Genomic DNA, 18280 nt, shown 5'->3' with positions numbered 1-18280 from the left:
AAGTGAAGTTCCTAAAGTGGCTAACCAATATTGACCGCCGGATCATCTTCCTTCTTATGATCGGAGTGGTGCTTGTGCCTATGCTTTTTACCATACCTATCCCCTTTGAGATCGGAGAACCTGTTCAAAAGGCCTTCAACGCCATCGATACCCTGAAATCTGGCTCTGTTATCATGTTCTCGGTGGATTACGATGCAACCAGCTACCCTGAGTGCCAGCCCATGATCGTGGCGATAACGAACCACGCCTTCCGCAAGGATCTGCGGATAATCCTCCTGGGTCACATCCCTACCGGCCTGCCCCTGGGCCAGGAGGCCGTGGAACGCGGCGCTGCGGAGTACAATCAAAACCATGAAGCAGAGTATCAACAGGCGGTGGAACACGCCGGTGAGGACCTCGATAAGTATACTGCCGGATACCGGGAGGTATTAAAAACTGCCGCAGCCGAGTTCGATCAAGAGTATACTCTCCAGCACCAGGAAACCCTGGACAGCCTCGTCTTCCATTACCTCGAGGAGGTGGACAGTGCCGCCATCAAGTTCCAGAAACATATCTTTGAGTATTGGAAGGCGGTGAAGTATGCTGGTGAGGAGTTCAACAGGCATGCAGCCGAGTATCAGAAGAGATTAAAAGGCGACGTCCGCGAGCAGAATCCAGGGTATGTGCGGATCCTGGAACGCGCCGCCGCCGAGTACAATAAGCACATCACCGAATACCAAGAGGCCCTGGGGCACGCCGCTGATCAGTATCTTAAACGATATGGAATTGACTTTGTCAACCTCGGCTACCGTCCCGGTATGGTGCCGATAATAGTAGGAATGGGACGTGAGATACGAGACTTCTACCGACAGGATTACCAGAACATCAATGTTGACTCTCTCCCTATGATGGTCGGTGTTCATAACTACGATGATATCGCGATCCTGGCGAGTTTTGCTCATGGAATCCAGGTCGAGACCTGGATCGCTTTCGCCGGCGCCCGTTTCGGCCAGCAGATCATAGGAGGAGTGACCGGTGTTGTTGCTCCTGATCTCTACCCCTACCTTCAGTCTGGTCAGCTTGCAGGGTTTCTCGGCGGACTGAAGGGCGCAAGCGAGTACGAGTCCCTCATAGAAAAGAAGGGCCTGGCAACCCGCGGGATGCCTGCACAGTCAACGGCACACATACTTGTCATCATCCTCATCGTCATAGGCAGCATCGCCGAGTTCGCTATGGACATTGCGGAGAGAAGGAGGAGGAGATGAACTTCTCCACAATCCTCGGCATCTGGATCGCTGCCACGCTCACTATCGCCATCCTCTCCTTTCTCTACCGAGATAATCCACTCTACAAGTTTGCAGAACACCTCTACGTGGGTGCCTCGGTGGCCTATTGGGTGATCTACGCCGCCAAGTTCACCATGGAGCAGATGGTGGTGAACGTCTTTGCCGACAACTGGCAGGTTTTTCTTGAGACCGGTTCCGCTACCGCGTTCTGGGAGGCGTGGATACTAATCATCCCGACCGCCCTGGGATTCCTTATGCTTACCCGCTGGTTCGGTCCTCGGGTAGGATGGCTATCCCGCTGGCCTATTGCGTTCACCATAGGACTTGGCGCAGGTCTGGGTATAACCGGAAGCATCCAGGGTGTGCTTCTGCCCCAGGTTCAGGCCACCTTCCTTCCACTCTGGACCCCTGATCTCTGGCAGGTTGTAGCCAATCTCCTGCTCTTTGTGGGTGTGATCTCAACCATCATCTACTTCTACTTCTCACGTCCTCACAAAGGTCTCCTCGGCGGGGTATCGCGCGTGGGCATCACCTTCATCATGGTCTCGTTCGGTGCCGCGTTCGGCTACACGGTGATGTCTCGTGTCTCGCTTCTTATCGGCAGGCTCTACTTCCTGGTCTACGACTGGATCGTCGGCACGGTGGATTTCTTTAAAGCACTCTTATGAGCGCCCGTATCCTCTGTCTATTCTCCGGCGGGCTTGACAGCCTGCTGGCGGCGCGCGTACTCAAGGAGACAGACGCGGAGGTCGAAGCGCTTCACTTCATAACCCCGTTTACCGGGAGTGCGGAGAGGCTGCGAGGAGAAAACTATCTTGAGGAGTGGAGCATCAATCTGCGGCGTATAAGGATATCTCTACAGGAGTTTCGCCCCCTTCTTGAGAAACCGCCCCACGGTTTTGGCCGCGCCCTTAACCCGTGCATAGACTGCAAGATACTTTTCCTGCGCAAAGCCTGTGAGATCGCTGATGCCGAAGGCTTTGATGCAGTAGCCACGGGAGAGGTTCTGGGCGAGCGTCCAATGAGCCAGAACCGGCAGTCCCTTGACGTGATAGAACGTGCTGCAGGACTGAAGGGCAGACTTCTTCGACCTCTGTCAGCGAAACTGCTTCCCGAAACCGAGGTGGAGAAGCAAGGTTTAATAGACCGGGAAAAACTTCTCGACATCCAGGGACGGAGCCGAAAACCCCAGTTCGAGCTTGCCGAGCGATGGGGCATAACTGAGTTCGCTACGCCTGCCGGAGGCTGTCTTCTTACCGAACCCCAGTACTCCAGTAAACTAAAAGACCTTCTCGATCATCCCGGCGAGGCAACCGATGAAACGGTTGCTTTGCTCAAGACAGGCAGGCACTTCCGCTATCCAGAGGGCCCCAAGTTGATAGTGGGACGGGATAAGGAAGAAAACGAAGAACTCCTGCAGCACGGTGGCGAAGGACGCATCTTCCTAGAAGTCGGTGGGGTTGGCAGCCCAATAGGATTACTCTTCGCCGAGGGGAACAGGTTTAAAGCGGGGTCCCCGCAAGAAAACGAAGTTTTCTTGTGGGGTGCAAAGATAGTTGCCAGATACTCGGACGCCAAAAAAGAACCTCAAGTTACCGTCACCTGGTGGAATAAAGAAGGTGCCGAGCAAACCCTGTTCGTGGCTCCTGCGAAAGACTCCGAGTTGGAAGGCTGGCGGCTTTGAAGAAATCATGCGATGTGTTCTATTTCGTCCTTCGCAATTTGCTCCTATCACGTATTCTACAAGTGGTGTGTTACGGGGTGTGTTACGGTTGACAAAACAGCGCGTCGGTGGAGAATAGAGCTGTTATGATGCAGGAAAGCTCTTTGCGTAAGGATCTTCCTCCCAGGTTCACGGTGAGCCAGCGCTCGGCGGTGAATCCGGGAAGGCTCTTGGCGCTGGGCTACATAGCAATGATAGCGGTGGGCACCGGGCTGCTCTCGCTTCCCTTTGCCTCGCACGGCTGCTCGGTTATCGATGCACTCTTCACCGCCTCCTCGGCTACCTGTGTAACCGGACTCATCGTAAAGGTAACGCCCTACGACTTCACCCTGTTCGGACAGATTGTGATCCTTATTTTACTCCAGATCGGCGGCCTGGGTTACATGACGCTCTCATCGGCTTTCTTCTTCCTTCTCGGCCGCAAGACATCCCTCAGGCAGCGCATGCTCATGAAGGAATCCATCAACTTCCTCAACTACCGCAACCTGAGCCGCTTCGCGTTCACCATCTTCAAGGTGACCATCATGGTGGAAAGTATAGGTGCGCTGATCCTGGTTGGATGGTTCCGCTTCATGCACGGGATGAGCTGGGCAGGTTCCGTTTACCACGGTGTGTTCCATGCGGTCTCGGCGTTCTGCAACGCCGGGTTCTCGACCTTCCCTGACAACCTCAGCCGGTTCTCGCAAGACCCTGTGGTCGGGCTGCTTATACCCGCCCTGTTCATAACGGGCGGTGTCGGATTCATCGTTATAAGCGACGTAGCCAGACGCATCAGGCGCGAAACCCTGCGGTTGGCCACCCATACCCGTCTTGTTCTTACAGCCACCGCGACCCTTATCATAGCCGGCACCCTTTTCGTGCTCATATCCGAGTGGAACGGGGCGCTCGGTTCTTACCCGCTTCATGTAAAGTTACTTAACGCCTTCTTTACCGCGGTCACCCCACGAACCGCAGGGTTCAATCTTGTAAGTATCAGGGGGTTGCGTACTTACACTCTCCTGGTATTGATGTTATTTATGTTTATTGGCGCCTCGCCCGGTGGCACGGGTGGAGGGATCAAAACCACATCATTCGCGCTCGCGTTTACAGAGATAGGCAGGGTGCTTCGTCGCCGCAGAGAGGTGGTGATGCTGCGCAGAACCATCAAGTCCGATCAGGTTCACCGCGCGACATCACTCGTCATACTCGGAGGATTTGTGGTCTTGACTTCTACTCTTCTGCTCGTAATATTCAAGCGTGGAGATGATGTGATGCGTTGTGCGTTCGAGGCGTTCTCGGCGTTCGGAACGGTTGGAATCTCGACGGGCTCAGCCCTGTCCCCGTACCTTTCGTTTGCTGCCGATCTCGGGGTATGGGGCAAGTTGGTCTTGATCCTGACCATGTTCTTCGGCAGGATAGGAACCCTGACCATAGGTTCCGCGCTCATGAAAGGCGCCAGAGCATCACGTATACGTCCTGCTCAAACCAACATAGTGGTGGGTTAGATGCCCAGGATATTCGCAGTTATCGGTCTTGGCACTTTCGGCTCGGCGGTGGCCTTAGAGCTTGCAAGACGCGGCTACGAGGTCTTTGCCTGCGATCGTGACCCGGACAAGATAGAAGAACTCGGCTCGGAGCTCGCCAACGCCGTGGAACTGGACGCCACCGATGAGAAGTCACTGCGTGATGCAGGTCTGGATGAGGTGGATACCGCGCTCGTGAGCTTCGGCGACTCTATCGCAGACAGCCTCCTCGTAACCATGCTCCTTAAAGGGATTGGTGTCAGGGAGGTGGTGGTCAAGGTCACCGATGAGCGCCATGCCAGGCTTGTGAAACGCATAGGTGCCGACCGCGTTATCTTCCCGGAACGGGACATAGCGATACGTCTGGTAGAGAACCTTCTCTCCCCCCACATCTTCGAGTTCATCGAGCTGTCTGAAGAATACAGCGTGGTGGAGATAGCCGCGCCAAAGAAGATGATCGGCCGCAAACTCCTGGACCTACACCTGCGCAAACGCTTCGGGGTGAACGTTATTGCAATCCGCAGCAAGGTCCCGGTCGTCAACAAAAAGGGCCTCCCTGACATTGAAGAGAAGGTAAACATCGCTCCCGGCGGAGAGGACGAGATTCGAGAGGGCGATACCCTGGTCATTCTGGGTCGGGATCAAGACATCGAACGGGTTAAAAAGCTGTAAGGGAAAATAATGAATGACAACGATCAGCAAGAACAGTTTAAGGAACTGCTTGAGAAGGCGGAGTTTTACATCCTTAATCAGAAATACTCCGAGGCCGTAAAGATCCTCAAACAAGCAATAGCCACCGATGACGAAGACCCACACGCGCACTACCTTTACGGTCTGGCCCTGGAAGGTTCAAACGAACAGGAAGAGGCCAAGAAACACTTCCGCCGGGTTCTTGAACTTGATCCCGAGCATACCGAGGCACGAGCGCACCTCGACCGACTGATAGGCGAGTAGGTTGGCCCTGCTAAACGCAGGGAGCAGATAAAAAACTGAATGGGTATGGATTTCAGATTCAAAAGTTTCCGTGATCCTCATGCAACCATCCCGAATGGGATCTGATCGGAGGTGGCGATGACAGTCCGGAGACCTGCGTGGGGCAACCAGTTCTATCCGACTGACCCTGACGAGGCACGTGGGATGTGGGAGGAGTTCTTTAAACGCTGCGAGTCTTCACGGATAGAGGATACGATCCGTGCGATCCAGGTCCCCCATGCAGGATGGATCTACTCGGGCCAGGCCGCAGCCGAAGCGTATAACCAGTTGAAGGAAAGGGCCCTCAAGAGCGTGGTGCTCATCGGTCCACAGCATCACATGATGGTGCAACACATCCAGGTCTTCCCCGAAGGGGTCTGGAAATCGCCCATTGGAAATCTTGAGGTAGACTCACAGCTGGCCGGTCGATTCCTTGAGTTCGACGAAGCGTTCCAGGCCGATATACCCGCTCACCAGACCGAGCACTCGCTTGAGGTTCAGATCCCGCCGCTTGCCATGGTGCTGCCTGATGTAAGGATAGTGCCTATACTTCTGGGTCATTATCAGAGAAGCCATCCGGAGATAATAGCGGATGCGTTGGCTGAGATAGTCGGGACAAAAAAAGACGTGCTGGTGCTCATCTCCACCGATCTTTACCACGGCGAATCTTATGAGGCATGTAAGACTAGCGATGCCCGCACTATCGAGTTTCTGAAAAACCTCGATGCAGAAGGATTGCAGCAGGCTCTTGATTCAGGAACTGCCGCCGCCTGCGGTGGAGACGGGCTTACCGCGCTTCTTTACGCTGCCAAGCGGCTGGGGATTAAAAAAACTCACCTGCTTGCCGCCTACAACTCCAATGATATGACCGGCCAGCGCGGCGGCTACGTGGTCGGCTATTCGGCCTTCGCATTCGTATGAGACCGGATACGGTGCGGTTCCACTCTATATTCTCCCCCTTGATGGGGGACGAAGTGCCACCGTCTGGTAGAAAAAGAGGGGGTGAAACAGTGATGCGATATAAGTTTCCCTCTGATGAGGTCTAACGATGGAATTGGAAGATGAACTTACTACCGAGGAGCGTGCCGAGCTCCTCCATATAGCCAGAAAGGCCATAAAGGAGAAGCTCGAGGGAAGAACCTGGAACCCGGAGGAACCTCTTACAGAACGTCTGGCCAGGGTGCAGGGCGCGTTCGTTACCCTGCACGAGGAGGGCATGCTGCGAGGATGCATAGGCTACATCTGCGGGCTGAAGCCATTGTATCTTACGATAGCGGAGATGGCGCGCTCCGCGGCGTTCGGGGACCCACGTTTTATGCCGCTCGAACCGCAGGAGTTTGCAAAGATCGAGATCGAAATCACCGTGCTCTCGCCATTGCAGAAGATAGATAATCCAGAGATTGTGGAGGTCGGCAAACACGGGCTGGTTGTTCGGCAAGGTCCTTATCAGGGGGTACTCCTGCCCCAGGTTCCGGTCGAGCAGGGCTGGGACCGCGAAACCTTTCTTGAGCATACCTGCATGAAGGCCGGCCTGCCCCGCTCCTGCTGGAAGGATGAAGGCACCGAACTCTTCTGCTTCACCGGCGAGGTGTTCGGGGAGAAAGATTAATGGGAATTGACTTAGAAGATATAATTGCCACCTTAAATGGTGATTTAATAGCTCTTATCCGACTTGAGAAAAACCTCAGGAGGGAAGAATCTCGTACTCCTATGGAGTCATACTCTATTGTGCAAGGCGCTTCCACAAAAATAACAGACTTTAAGAGGGATATTTCGCAACTTCTTATCGAGAATGACCTTAAAGAATACGCAGATAACTTCCTTAAATTACCTTCTCCTTCAGATGATTTCTCTGCTAGGAAAGCAAGAGACATTGTGGTATCCTATATTGCGGAGTTGGAATATATCATCAAAGAGCTATCCGATTCTGCAGAAGACCTGGAAAACAAAGGAGAGAAAAAGCCACGTAAACGGAGAGGCAACAAGGTCTTCATCGTCCACGGCCACGACACCCCAAATCTAAAACGATTGAAGAACTTGCTAAAAGACAAGTTCGGATTAGACCCTATCGTTCTAGCTGAAAGACCAGGTGGTGTAAAACCCCTCATTAAGAAATTTGAAGATGAGGCTAAACAAGTTATATTCGCATTCGTTTTGATGACACCGGACGATTTGATAGGAGGTAGAAAATACGCTCAAGCCAGACCAAATGTCTTTTTCGAGCTCGGTTGGTTCTTCGGGTGGTTTCTTTGCAAGACAAGTGACCCCGACAAAAGGGGGGTATGTATTCTTTATCAGACAAGGGGGAAAAAGGTCCCCCCGAAGATTAATACTGATCTCGACGGGGTCTCACGAATAGAGTTTGAGCATTCCATTGAAAATAAAGAAACTACAGATGCTATAGGGAGAGAACTTCGCGCCGCCGGGTTGATAAAGTAGTTATCCACCCTCCCCCTACCCCCTCCCGTCAAGGGAGGGGTAATTTTATATGGATCGCGTTTCCTTTTTATCACCTCCCCCTTGATGGGGGAGGATAAAGGAGGGGGTGAAAACAATCACCCTTCCCCTACCCGACGGCCCCAGCCTGTGGGATTAGCAAGGCACGCTGCCCCGTTAGGAGAGAAGTGAAGTTTTTTTGCTTCGTAGCCGCGCGGGGACCCCGAAGATAAGTATAATGTGGCACAGGTGCTCCAGTCTGCGCGCAATTAATGAACAGACTGGAGAGTCTGTTCCACACTCGTGCAGCAGCTCGATGGCCACTTTCACTTCAACACCTCTAGTTGGTATACGCCCTCCTTCACCTTGAACAAGGTAACCTCCGTCTTTGCCTTGGAGGGAATGAGATTGATGAACTCCGATGCGTCCAGGTACCAGTGGAAGTGAGGTTTGTCAGGCCCGCGGCATTTGCATGAAACTTTGTGGATACGCACCTGGAACTCCTTTCTCTTCACGTGAAGTGTAAACTTCTCACCCGGCGGAGGAAAGAGCTTCAGACTGCCCTTGAGGATCATTATGAAGCCTGCCTTGATCTCAGTTGCAGAAAGCCTGCGCGTGTAAACCGGCGGGGACATTACAGCATACCTCTTATCTTATCCAAGACCCCTTCAATATTCTCCAGAACGTCATTATTCCAGAATCTCAGAACCTTAAATCCTTGAGAAGTTAACCACTTCTCTCTGGATTTGTCGTCGTTTGATCCTGCGTGCTGCCCTCCGTCGATCTCAATTACTAGTTTGGACTCGAAGGAAACAAAATCGACAATATAGTTTCCTATCGTGGATTGTCTTCTGAACTTTACCCCTAGTTGTTTATTGCGTAGATGTATCCACAATTTAAATTCGGCATCCGTCATCTTTTTTCGGAATCTTCTAGCGATCGACGTAAGTTTATTCTTCATCACCCTCCCCCTACCCCCTCCCATCAAGGGAGGGGTGATTTAGAGTAGCGTTCATCACTCTAGTCTTTGTATCACCTTCCACCTTGGGAAGTAGGTAGAACCTTATATTACCTCCCCCTTGATGGGGGAGGTTAGGAGGGGGTGAAAATCTAGGCATCCTTTTCACCGCTGACAATACGCGCAAGATAGTAAAAAGTCAGCGCCACAGCGCATATGGCAAGGAACAATGGGACCGAGGCGATCCATGTTGCTTGAATATCCCAAGTACCTTTCTTTAAGACGGATAAGAAAACCATCCCCACGGCGACGGTAACGGCGTATAGTGAGATGAGTGCTTTGAACCAAGGGCCGCGGGCACGACGGGCGCGGTCGATTGTCCTCAAAAGTTGTTCTATTCCATCGGCAGTCAAGGGGTTCTTAAGATGTTCAAATGTAATGTAGGCATTTACATTTCTTAGCAGAAAGAAAAGTTTATCGGTCGAAAACCACCCTAAGGATTCATATCGTCCCGGGATCTTAATGGGACGGTAGGACAACCCCAAATTCTCAGCGACTTCTTGAAGTTCAAGATGGGTTCGGTCAATAATAATCCCCCCGCTCTCGGAAGGCTTAACGAAGAGAGCTTTACTGAGGATATAGACTTTCTCAAGGGTTTCTAACGGAGATTCATTCAATTTATGTGCTATCGATAAGTCGTGTCTTGGGGTGAGATTTCCTTTCCCTGAGAACTCCTTGAATAGCAATTTTCTAATGGTTTCTATAAAAGGTTCCTTTTTCTTAGGATGTGGGTTTTGAAGAAGTTCTATATATTTGGAGCGAAGGCTTTCGAGCCTGTTTAAAGATTGCGACTCCTGCCCCCAAAGTATCGCCACGCCTGCGAATATTATTGCTAGGAGCGCAGCTAAGGCTTGGACAATAGCGGACAAGAGGTAGCGGGCGGAGTCGGCATCTATCCATTGGTTGCGGATGGCAAGGATAATGAAAACAAGGCCGCCAAGCGGAATAACAATCGGTAGGGCAACGCGGACGGTCGGCCACAGCCATTTTTTCTTCGGAGCTATATCACCCTCCCCTTAATCCCCTCCCATCAAGGGAGGGGTAATTTGGAGTGCCCTCTGGTTCATATTCCACCTCCCCTAACCCATTCCTCCCATCGAGGGAGGGGTAACCATCACCCCACTCATCCGCTTCGCGGCTGAGCGGGGACCCCGGATAAGCAAACATACCTAAATTCCTATTGCGATCTTTCGTCCTGCCGATGAAAGGAGCATCATTCCACCTCCCCCTTGATGGGGGAGGGTAGGGTGGGGGTGAGAATACAACCACTTACATTGTTCTCCTGTTTGACCCATCACCCTCCCCCTACCCCCTCCCGTCAAGGGAGGGGTAATTTAGGATAAACACCTCGTTCCTATTCCACCTCCCCTAACCCATTCCTCCCATCAAGGGAGGGGTAATTTAGGATAAACACCTCGTTCCTATTCCACCTCCCTCTTGATGGGGGAGGGTAGGGTGGGGGTGAAAATACAACTACCTATGTCCGTCCTCCGGTAAGATTCTGTGCTACAGCCCTTCCTACCACTCCTGCGATCCTTTTTGCCTCTGGCAAAAAGGGAGCATCTTTATAACCCGTACTTCTCCTTGCGGATCACGAAGGCGCGGCGGCCGCCTTCGAGAATCTTCTCCACCGTCTCCTTGATCTGGGGCGAATCTATGTAGCCGTAGCGGCCCTCGTGTAGATATCCGTGATCCACGTCCGCCTCAAGCGCTAAGATCTGTGATGCATCGCCCAGCACCGGTATGTTCGCGTTGTGGGTAGCCATCAGGAACTGCCGCTTATCCATCTGGTCGCGTAACCGGTCGGCGATCTCCTCCACAATGAAGGCGTTGTCCAGATCCTCCTCAGGCTGATCAACGATCAAAGGATAGGGAGATTCCAGAAGAAGGATGCCCAGGATGGCGGTGCACCGCTGGCCGTCGGAAAGGTGCGAGACGTCGCGGTAGTTCGGGTCTTTGTCGGTGCCGAGATTGAGCTTTATTACGACCTCAGGTGGGATGGAAACCATCTCCATGCGGCAGAGTATCTCCTCGTCAAAGGATGGAACCAGTTCCTCAGGCGAGAGCCCAAGGAGCTCGGCCACGCCGTCGCGGTCGCCTGAACGTGAGCGTCTGGCAAGCTCTGCAAAGCTGAACCGTTCGTCAGAGACAATACGAAGGGCATTCTCTTTGTTTAAGCCAGGCATGAAATGCCGCAGCTCCGCGGCCACGCGCTGCGGATCGCCCTTGGCCACAAGCCCCACGTGTATCTTCCCGCCGAGCTCGGAGTTCCATCCGTCCGCTCGCCCTTTGAGCATCTCGAACCGCGAAGCCCGCAGCTCCTGCACCTGACCGAGCAAAGCCCTGCGCTCGTCGCGCCGCATGGAAAGCTTTGAGGCCACCGCGTCGCGCTCGGCCTTGCGCTCGCGAAGACGCATAACCTCCTTCTCAAGGGTGATGTATTCGTTTACGTCCACGCCTGGGAAACGCTCCTGCAAACTGCGCAGGCTCTCCTGGAACCGCTCCTCACCCTCGTTATAGAGCTTTTGCCACTGCTCGTGGAAACCGCGGTGCTTTTCTTCGGTTCCTTGCAGGTTCTCCACCAGCCCTTGCACGCTGCGCTCGAAGTCCCCCACGAACTCGACTAATGAGCTTGTGTATTCGTCGAGAAGTTGGGGATTAAGCGGGGCCTTCTCCTCCTCCTGCAAGGATTTGAGCCTTGCCGAGGTCTCGCTGATGAGTCCGGCAAGCATCTTCTTGATATCTGCAAGCACCCCCTCGCCGCGCTCAAAGACGTGGGCTTCCTGCTCTAAGCCTCGTTTTTCATCGATCTTTGAAGGCATATCCATCTCAAGGAACCGGGAGAGCTTCTCCTCTGCCGCAGATAACTTGCCGAGCTCTGCGTCACGCCTGGAGAGCTCCTCGGCCAGAGCAGCTATCTCCTGGTTTTGCTCCTCAAGCTTATCGATCAGAAGTCTCTCCTGCGCCTCAAGTGCAACAAGGTCCTTCTCGCACAGACGCTCAAGCAGGTTAACCTGAAAATCCTGCTGTTTGGAGATCTCGTAAATCTCCTTGTTTCCGAATACCTCGGCCCGGAATATATCCTTGGGATTTACCTTTAGTTTCTCGCCTGTCTGTGCGTCGCGCACCACCGGATCGAAGGGGTAGATGCGTTCTATGAGGTAGCGCTTGGGTCTTGGTTCGTGTGATTCAACCAGAAGCGAGATCTTGGAACCGGGCAGGAACACGTCGCGCAGGATCTGCTCGTGGTTCTCACGGTTCCGGTCTGTTTTGGGTGGCTCATCCAGCGCGTAGCGCAGGGTCTCGATGACGGTGGTCTTGCCTGTGCCGCGTCCTCCGATCATGGCGTTGAAGCCGGGGTTAAAGTGAATCGCCAGCCCGTCGAGGAAGCCTCCTTCCCAGCGAGCTCCCAGAAGACGCGAGTAGAAGCGCTTCTCGATCTCGTGAGGGAAACGCACCTTGGCCTTGGAGTCAAGAAGCGCGATTCTCAGACCCTCCAGGTTGTGCGCGCCGAGTTTTATTGAGACACGCTTTGTTCCCACATCTTCAGGTCTTGAGGCGAAGGAACCGGCAAGGCGTGCAAGAGGGAGCTTACGTTCAAAGCCCTTGCGCTTGCCGTAGAGAACAGCGTCCTCTTCAGGGGAGAGAGCCTCGGGGCCTCGAGCAAGAATCACCCCCCACACCCAGGGATCGGAGACCACCGCCGGGTGCTCCTTAATGGCAGCGTTGTGGATAACTAGCACCATACCGTTGGCGGATCGCACTCGCGCAACCACCTCGCGCGGCGAGAGTGCCACCTGCACCGGCTTGTTGCTGCGGTAGAAACGTGCATTACCTGGAAGGCCAAGATCGGTTAGGAACTTGTCTATCTCCTTTTGGGGATGCCCAGGCTCAAAGAGAGCCACTAAATCCAACCCCTCCTCAAGCAACAATCGAACACCAGGATAAACACTCACCCCACGCTCGCGGGCTTTCTTCCCAAGTTCGTCAAGCCAGATTCCTCGTTCATCAAGCCCCAGGTTGTAGTCTGCTGTTCCTAAAAGCCTCACATCCTTATCCAGCGCGGCGGTGATGATCTTGTCTATAATCTCTTCGCGGGACTTTGCAGATGATGGATCGAAATCCTGTGGCCTCTTGTAGTCGGGTGAAGCCGGGGTCTTTACAGCAAGGTCCGCCCAGCATGAATTAGCCCCGTTGGACCTTACCAGAATTTCCTCGAACACCATTGATCCTCCTTAAGCTTTCAGGAGATTTTACCGCAACATAAGGCTTAGTCAAGTTGAAACCAGCGAAGGTGTGAGTAAAATCGGAGATATGATTCCAATCAAGGCAAATCCAGTGTGCCTCACCAGGAGTCAGTGAAGGTATGCAGATCTCACACGAGCGGGTGCTTTGCTTTCCCAGATCGTTATTGAACGAGCTTGGCGGCTTTCAGGGATTTCGCTCTGATGATGGCACGTTACTGGAGCAGATCCTTGCAAGCGGCAAGGCAAGATTCATCGAGCGGGCAAAGGCAGAAGAAGACCCATCCTTCAAGCAACTCATCCCCTATGTTGTGATGGTCTGGTCCGATAAGATCCTTTTCTACGTGAGGGGTAAAAAGACAGAAGAAGGCAGATTGAGGTCGCTGGGTTCTGTGGGGATCGGCGGGCACATAAGCGTAACGGATCACAGCCTTTTTGAGCGTGACATTAGGGAGGTGTTTGCCGCAGGACTCGGGCGTGAGGTAGCCGAGGAGGTGGACGTTCAAACCGAATTCGCGGAGCGGGTGGCGGGATTAATAAACGACGACTCCAATCCGGTAGGCAGGGTGCACCTCGGGATTCTTGTAATATGGAAACTGGCTAAACCAAAGGTGGTCAAAAAGGAGCGCTCCATCACCTCTCTTGAGTTCTTGACACTTGAGGAGTTACGGAAGCGAAGAGAAACCCTGGAGACGTGGTCGCAGATAGTTATAGATGCTCCTTTCTTCGCATAACAGGAGGGTGTCATTCATTTGTAAGGGGGACGCATGCATCGCCCCTACGGTTTATTTATCTCGGGGTCCCCGCGGCGTTCCGCAGGAACGGCGTGGGGTGATTATAAACCTCTCACTTTGACCAGATGCGTTGCGCATGAGATGCATGGATCGTAGGCACGTGCAACCATCTCAAGCTTGAGCTCGATGTTATCGGTATCACCCTCGTCGGTCAGATTCTTTGCAGCCACCCTGATATGGGATTCCATCATATCCAGGAACTGGGCGGTGGGGGTGATGATATCTGTGTGCACGACGCGGCCTTCAGCTATCTCATAGTGATGATAGAGCGTTCCGCGCGGGGCCTCGACAGCAGCTGAACCCGCACCCTTGTCACGGGAGGGTGCAACGATTGCGGGATCCTCCTCGTGGGTGAGGAGCTTGTCTATGATACGTGGAGCCTCCTCCAGCGCCCACACGGTTTCTATGGCTTGCGCCACGTTGTTGTACATCGGGTTGCGAATCCATGACAGGTTGTAGCAGCGGCGGAAGTGCTCGCCGGCAACGCCGTCAAGACGCTCGCCCAGAAGGTTGAAGCGCGCAAGAGCACCAACGAAGTAGGGCTTGTCCTGAAACCGCGAGCGTTTGGCCATTGAGTGCGGCACCACCCGCTCGTTGGTCAGCTTGTGGTAATCCCAGGCGTTGAACTCCTGGCCGTTGGAGACGAGTATCCTGTCGGCAACCCAGCCGTAGCGGTCGTGCTCAGGCTTGGTGCACATGAAGGTCATACCTTCTTCCATGTAGGTGGGCTGACGCAGGTTGCGAAGTATCTCCACCCCGCGCTCGGCGTCAGGGATCAAGGACTCGGCTTCATATTTGAAGCGCAAAAGCTCGCTCTTTGATGGATAGCGACCAAAGCCTCCGATCACCGGATTCTCACCGTGGATGGAACGTGCAGCAGTAAGCTCCATGAGTCGAACGCCGAAGCGCTTGACTCGCAGCCCAGCCTGAACATCCTCCAGATACTCAGGCGCCATGTGCACCGCCGAGGGGTAACCGAGGTAGTCGGGAAGGGCTAAAAGGAAGACGTGCAGCGCGTGGGACTCGATCATCTCGCCGCAGTGCATTAGATCACGCATGAGCCGGACTTTGGGGGGCACTTCTATCTCAAGCGCCTTCTCCATGGCGCGCAAAGCGGCGTAGCGATGCGAAAGGGTACAGATCGCGCAGATTCGACAGGTAAGGCTTACCACCTCTGAGGGAACCCGGCCCTGCGCAATTGTCTCAAGAAGCCTGGGACCCTCGTGGATGTCAACGGTGACCTTGGAAAGTTCACCGTCTTTGAAGTCGACCGTGATCCCTCCGTGGCCTTCAACCCGGGCAAGGGATTCGATCTTTATTCTGTTAAGGCTCATCCCAGCTCCTATCTCTTTTTAGTACGCGATTTAGCCTTGGGTTTCTTAGTACTAGCTCTCTTCTTTGCCTTGCCGGCCACGATAGGCTCACGCACCTTCTTTGGACGAGGCTTCCTGGCAGGCTCTTCGGCCTTGATGCCCAAAAGATCAGCAAAGCGCCGGACCATGGCGGCTCCACCGAATAAACGAAGCTTGCTCACGATCTCTTCAGAGGAGAAGTTGCGCTCCTTGAGGAGATCAATCTCGGAAGCCACGTTGGCTTCAGCGGCAGGTCCCCAGCATCCTATGCAGGGCAGATTGTGGCTGGGGCAACGCGAGTCACAGCCGCCTGCGGTCACCGGGCCCAGACAAAGCTGGGCATTAAGAAGCAGGCACTCGTTCTCGTTCCACTTGCACTCGGAACAAACAGGGAAGGTGGTGAGCTCTACAGACATCCCTTGAGCCAGACGGGTAAGCGCAAAGAAGAACTGGTAGCGGTCTATGGGACATCCAGGTATGTGATAATCGACCTTCACGTACTCATCGACAGGATGTGACTCAAAGGGCTTAGCTACCGTGTGTTTTACTGCGCCGTAGACCTTCTTGAAGCGTTCTTTCCAATCGCCGTAGCCAAGGCGAGCAGCCTGAGGGCCGCCGAAACATGCGCACGACCCAATAGCGACAAGAATCTTTGAACGCTTACGGATGTCGGCAAGTGACTCAAGTTGGTGGTCGGTTGTGATAGAACCTTCGAGGAACGAGATGTCCAGTTCCTCGTCGTCGTGGACCTCGCTTGATGCCATGAGGAACGAACGAACATCCACCGCATTGAAGATATCAAGGAGTTCATTCTCACAGTGGAGAATCGCAAGCAAATCACCGGCGCACCCGGTAAATCCGTAGAACCCGACCTTGGGCTTTGCCGCTTGAGTTTTGGATGCCATCATCCCCACTAGATCAGATCCTTCATGTGGAGAACGTCCCAGTATGAAAAGACCGGGCCGTCGAGACAGGTGTAGATCGAGCCTATAACGCAGTGACCGCACTTGCCGATCCCGCAGTGCATGCGCCGTTCAAGGGTCATGAGTATCTGGTGCTTGGGGATTCCCAGCTTGAGGAACTCGGCTACCACAAACTTGTACATCACCGGAGGACCGCATACCGTGCCGTAGGTGTTGTCCGGATCAAGCCCATCAATCTCCTCAAAAAGATCGGTAACAAGACCTTTGCGGAAGGGCCATTCTCCAACAGTGTCCTCGTCCACGGTCAAGAGACAATTCAAATCGTCGCGTTCCTTGATCTCGAAGAACTCCTTGCGGAAGAGCATCTCTGCAGGCGTGTGTGCACCGTGCAGGACGTAGAACTTACCGAACTGGTCGCGGTTGTCCAGGATGTATAGAAGAAGGGAACGCAGGGGTGCCACTCCCAGACCTCCTACCACGATGAGTATATCTTTGCCGACCATCTTCTCCAATGGAAAGCCGTTTCCGTAAGGGCCACGCACACCGATGATGGAGTTTTCTTTATACCTAAATAGCTGTTCGGTCAGCCGGCCCACCTTTCGGATGCAGAACTCAACCATCCCAGGACGGGAAGGGGTGGAGGAGATAGAGAAGGGCGCCTCACCCACACCGGCGAGGGAAATCATCATGAACTGACCCGGCTTGTAGTCTAGGGAGAGCGCCCGCTCCATATCCACCGGCCGCACCTGGAAGAAGCGAACGTCAGACGTAAGATCGTAGCGCCGCACTATACGCATCTGCTCGGGCATGAAAGGATTGGCAGGGGCGCCTTTAGCGGAAGTGTGGGGCATATTAATCATAGCTTCACCTCCTGCCCTTTGAGACCGCGAATGACCTCGGCGACGTTGATCGAGACCGGGCAGGTATCAATGCATCGGCCGCAGCCCACGCAGGAGGGCTTGCCGTACTCGGTGATGAACGCCTTGAGCTTGTGGGTGTAGTAGAGTTTTAACCGTTCGGCGCGCGCCTCCCGGAAGTTGTGACCGCCCGCAACCAGCGCGTACTCCTTGTTCATACAGCTGTCCCAGCGACGCTGGCGAACACCAGAGGTAAACGAGAGGTCGCTTACGTCACGGATGTTGTAGCAGTTACAGGTCGGGCAGACCATGGAGCAGGAACCGCAGGAAAGGCAGCGATCGGCCAACTCATCCCAAAGCGGGGAATCCCAGGAGAGCTCCATTATGTCAGGCATGCCGGTGAGGTCGAAGTTGAGCTTGTAGCGGGAGTCACGCTTGCGACGCCACTCGAGATATTTCTGCACGTCGCTGGTTTCAATCTCCTCGCTAAACAGATCAATGTTCAACCGCACCAGGTCATCACCAAGCGAGGAACCAACCCAGACAAGATACTTCTCACCCAGCTCGTTGAAAGCCAGGTCGAAGCCTCCCTCTACGGCGTGGGTGTTGGTGGAACGCGCCATACACTTATCGTCCGGGATGCAGGAAAGACCGAGGATGGCGGTAGCCTCGCGGCGCTTTTTATAGTACGGATCGGGAAAGCGGTCCAGGAAAAGCTCGTCAAGAATCATCAATCCGTGTATGTCACAGGGATGAATACCAAATAACACCCTTGGCCTAACATCCTCAAAGGTCTCTGAGTATGTACCCTGCGAGTAACGGAACATGTTGAAGCGAGGGGGAACAAAGAACTTCTTCGGTGGGATGATGGTACGCAGCGCCTGGAGTGCAACGTCACGAACGTTGGCTAGCTTGGCGTAGGAGTAGTGCTCGCCGCGACTCACCGGTCCCCAGAGCTCGCCGTAGCTCTTAAGCGACTCAAGGTAGGTGTAGAGATCCTCCTTCTTCAGCTTAAGTGCCTTCATCTAATCTGCCTCCAAGATTGCTGAATTGAAGATTTGCGAAATCCTATAGGAAGGATACGCGTGAAACCGAATTTGTCAACCCTGCCCTGTCTCCTAACTAGCCGGAAAACGGGGACTTAAAGTAACTGGAGGTTAGCCCATCCTGACTTCTATCTACCCATCCCCCCAT

18 protein-coding genes are annotated in these 18280 nt (G+C 53.8%); 10 read left to right on the top strand and 8 right to left on the bottom strand.

What is annotated here, in order from left to right; translation table 11 throughout:
- Window positions 1–2 precede the first annotated feature (2 nt).
- The 9 genes from CEE36_01160 (at window position 3) to CEE36_01120 (ending at window position 7901) form a co-directional block, all read left to right on the top strand.
- The gene (locus CEE36_01160) at window positions 3–1244 is read left to right on the top strand and encodes a hypothetical protein (protein ID TKJ44381.1); all 1242 of its coding nucleotides are present in this window, start codon (window positions 3–5) and stop codon (window positions 1242–1244) included.
- A complete protein-coding gene (locus CEE36_01155) occupies window positions 1241–1933 on the top strand; it encodes a hypothetical protein (protein TKJ44380.1) in 693 nt (230 codons plus the stop codon). The genes CEE36_01160 and CEE36_01155 overlap by 4 nt, the downstream gene beginning before the upstream one ends.
- Window positions 1930–2949 (top strand): tRNA 4-thiouridine(8) synthase ThiI, encoded by a 1020-nt coding sequence (locus CEE36_01150; GenBank protein ID TKJ44379.1) that lies wholly within the window; start codon window positions 1930–1932, stop codon window positions 2947–2949. Before CEE36_01155 ends, CEE36_01150 begins: the two co-directional genes overlap by 4 nt.
- A gap of 125 nt (window positions 2950–3074) precedes the next feature.
- Window positions 3075–4472, top strand: a complete 1398-nt coding sequence (locus CEE36_01145; GenBank protein TKJ44378.1) for a hypothetical protein — start codon at window positions 3075–3077, stop codon at window positions 4470–4472.
- Window positions 4473–5162, top strand: coding sequence for a potassium uptake system protein (locus tag CEE36_01140; protein ID TKJ44377.1), 690 nt, complete (start codon window positions 4473–4475; stop codon window positions 5160–5162).
- 9 nt (window positions 5163–5171) lie between these two features.
- Window positions 5172–5444, top strand: a complete 273-nt coding sequence (locus CEE36_01135; GenBank protein ID TKJ44376.1) for a hypothetical protein — start codon at window positions 5172–5174, stop codon at window positions 5442–5444.
- Between the two features lie 117 nt (window positions 5445–5561).
- Window positions 5562–6383, top strand: coding sequence for an AmmeMemoRadiSam system protein B (amrB, locus tag CEE36_01130; GenBank protein TKJ44375.1), 822 nt, complete (start codon window positions 5562–5564; stop codon window positions 6381–6383).
- 127 nt (window positions 6384–6510) lie between these two features.
- Complete coding sequence (locus CEE36_01125) at window positions 6511–7071, top strand: AMMECR1 domain-containing protein (protein ID TKJ44374.1); 561 nt, start codon at window positions 6511–6513, stop codon at window positions 7069–7071.
- A complete protein-coding gene (locus CEE36_01120) occupies window positions 7071–7901 on the top strand; it encodes a hypothetical protein (protein ID TKJ44373.1) in 831 nt (276 codons plus the stop codon). The genes CEE36_01125 and CEE36_01120 overlap by 1 nt, the downstream gene beginning before the upstream one ends.
- A gap of 323 nt (window positions 7902–8224) precedes the next feature.
- Here CEE36_01120 and CEE36_01115 read toward each other — a convergent pair whose 3' ends face one another.
- The 4 genes from CEE36_01115 to CEE36_01100 form a co-directional block, all read right to left on the bottom strand.
- A complete protein-coding gene (locus CEE36_01115) occupies window positions 8225–8533 on the bottom strand; it encodes a hypothetical protein (protein TKJ44372.1) in 309 nt (102 codons plus the stop codon).
- Window positions 8533–8859, bottom strand: coding sequence for a hypothetical protein (locus tag CEE36_01110; GenBank protein ID TKJ44371.1), 327 nt, complete (start codon window positions 8857–8859; stop codon window positions 8533–8535). The genes CEE36_01115 and CEE36_01110 overlap by 1 nt, the downstream gene beginning before the upstream one ends.
- Window positions 8860–9008: 149 nt before the next feature.
- On the bottom strand, window positions 9009–9785 hold the full coding sequence (locus CEE36_01105) for a hypothetical protein (GenBank protein ID TKJ44370.1): 777 nt from the start codon (window positions 9783–9785) through the stop codon (window positions 9009–9011).
- A gap of 696 nt (window positions 9786–10481) precedes the next feature.
- A complete protein-coding gene (locus CEE36_01100) occupies window positions 10482–13142 on the bottom strand; it encodes a hypothetical protein (protein TKJ44369.1) in 2661 nt (886 codons plus the stop codon).
- Window positions 13143–13282: 140 nt separating this feature from the next.
- On the opposite strand from CEE36_01100, the gene CEE36_01095 reads away from it, so the two are divergent.
- Complete coding sequence (locus tag CEE36_01095) at window positions 13283–13894, top strand: hypothetical protein (GenBank protein TKJ44368.1); 612 nt, start codon at window positions 13283–13285, stop codon at window positions 13892–13894.
- 101 nt (window positions 13895–13995) lie between these two features.
- Here CEE36_01095 and CEE36_01090 read toward each other — a convergent pair whose 3' ends face one another.
- The 4 genes from CEE36_01090 to CEE36_01075 are packed head-to-tail and all read right to left on the bottom strand — an operon-like array spanning window position 13996 to window position 18111.
- On the bottom strand, window positions 13996–15288 hold the full coding sequence (locus CEE36_01090) for a sulfhydrogenase 1 subunit alpha (protein TKJ44367.1): 1293 nt from the start codon (window positions 15286–15288) through the stop codon (window positions 13996–13998).
- Window positions 15289–15296: 8 nt separating this feature from the next.
- The gene (locus CEE36_01085) at window positions 15297–16220 is read right to left on the bottom strand and encodes a hypothetical protein (protein ID TKJ44366.1); all 924 of its coding nucleotides are present in this window, start codon (window positions 16218–16220) and stop codon (window positions 15297–15299) included.
- A complete protein-coding gene (locus tag CEE36_01080) occupies window positions 16220–17089 on the bottom strand; it encodes an oxidoreductase (protein ID TKJ44365.1) in 870 nt (289 codons plus the stop codon). The genes CEE36_01085 and CEE36_01080 overlap by 1 nt, the downstream gene beginning before the upstream one ends.
- Window positions 17086–18111: a hydrogenase gene (locus CEE36_01075; protein ID TKJ44364.1), complete on the bottom strand. Its 1026-nt coding sequence runs from the start codon at window positions 18109–18111 to the stop codon at window positions 17086–17088. The genes CEE36_01080 and CEE36_01075 overlap by 4 nt, the downstream gene beginning before the upstream one ends.
- Window positions 18112–18280: the final 169 nt, after the last annotated feature.

It is taken from the genome of candidate division TA06 bacterium B3_TA06 (assembly GCA_005223075.1).
Lineage (GTDB): Bacteria > Hydrothermota > Tepidihabitantia > B3-TA06 > B3-TA06 > B3-TA06.
The sequence above is the reverse complement of the archived record's forward strand: the minus strand, read 5'-3'. Positions and strand labels throughout refer to the sequence as shown.

What these genes read in the sequence shown, in the direction of transcription:
- CEE36_01155 (TKJ44380.1), top strand. Translation starts at nt 1,241, where the DNA reads ATGAACTTCTCCACAATCCTCGGCATCTGGATCGCTGCCACGCTCACT.
- CEE36_01135 (TKJ44376.1), top strand. Translation starts at nt 5,172, where the DNA reads ATGAATGACAACGATCAGCAAGAACAGTTTAAGGAACTGCTTGAGAAG.
- CEE36_01145 (TKJ44378.1), top strand. Translation starts at nt 3,075, where the DNA reads ATGATGCAGGAAAGCTCTTTGCGTAAGGATCTTCCTCCCAGGTTCACG.
- CEE36_01115 (TKJ44372.1), bottom strand. Translation starts at nt 8,533, where the DNA reads ATGTCCCCGCCGGTTTACACGCGCAGGCTTTCTGCAACTGAGATCAAG.
- CEE36_01075 (TKJ44364.1), bottom strand. Translation starts at nt 18,111, where the DNA reads ATGAAGGCACTTAAGCTGAAGAAGGAGGATCTCTACACCTACCTTGAG.
- amrB (TKJ44375.1), top strand. Translation starts at nt 5,562, where the DNA reads ATGACAGTCCGGAGACCTGCGTGGGGCAACCAGTTCTATCCGACTGAC.
- CEE36_01125 (TKJ44374.1), top strand. Translation starts at nt 6,511, where the DNA reads ATGGAATTGGAAGATGAACTTACTACCGAGGAGCGTGCCGAGCTCCTC.
- CEE36_01090 (TKJ44367.1), bottom strand. Translation starts at nt 15,288, where the DNA reads ATGAGCCTTAACAGAATAAAGATCGAATCCCTTGCCCGGGTTGAAGGC.
- CEE36_01110 (TKJ44371.1), bottom strand. Translation starts at nt 8,859, where the DNA reads ATGAAGAATAAACTTACGTCGATCGCTAGAAGATTCCGAAAAAAGATG.
- CEE36_01150 (TKJ44379.1), top strand. Translation starts at nt 1,930, where the DNA reads ATGAGCGCCCGTATCCTCTGTCTATTCTCCGGCGGGCTTGACAGCCTG.
- CEE36_01140 (TKJ44377.1), top strand. Translation starts at nt 4,473, where the DNA reads ATGCCCAGGATATTCGCAGTTATCGGTCTTGGCACTTTCGGCTCGGCG.
- CEE36_01080 (TKJ44365.1), bottom strand. Translation starts at nt 17,089, where the DNA reads ATGATTAATATGCCCCACACTTCCGCTAAAGGCGCCCCTGCCAATCCT.
- CEE36_01095 (TKJ44368.1), top strand. Translation starts at nt 13,283, where the DNA reads ATGCAGATCTCACACGAGCGGGTGCTTTGCTTTCCCAGATCGTTATTG.
- CEE36_01120 (TKJ44373.1), top strand. Translation starts at nt 7,071, where the DNA reads ATGGGAATTGACTTAGAAGATATAATTGCCACCTTAAATGGTGATTTA.
- CEE36_01100 (TKJ44369.1), bottom strand. Translation starts at nt 13,142, where the DNA reads ATGGTGTTCGAGGAAATTCTGGTAAGGTCCAACGGGGCTAATTCATGC.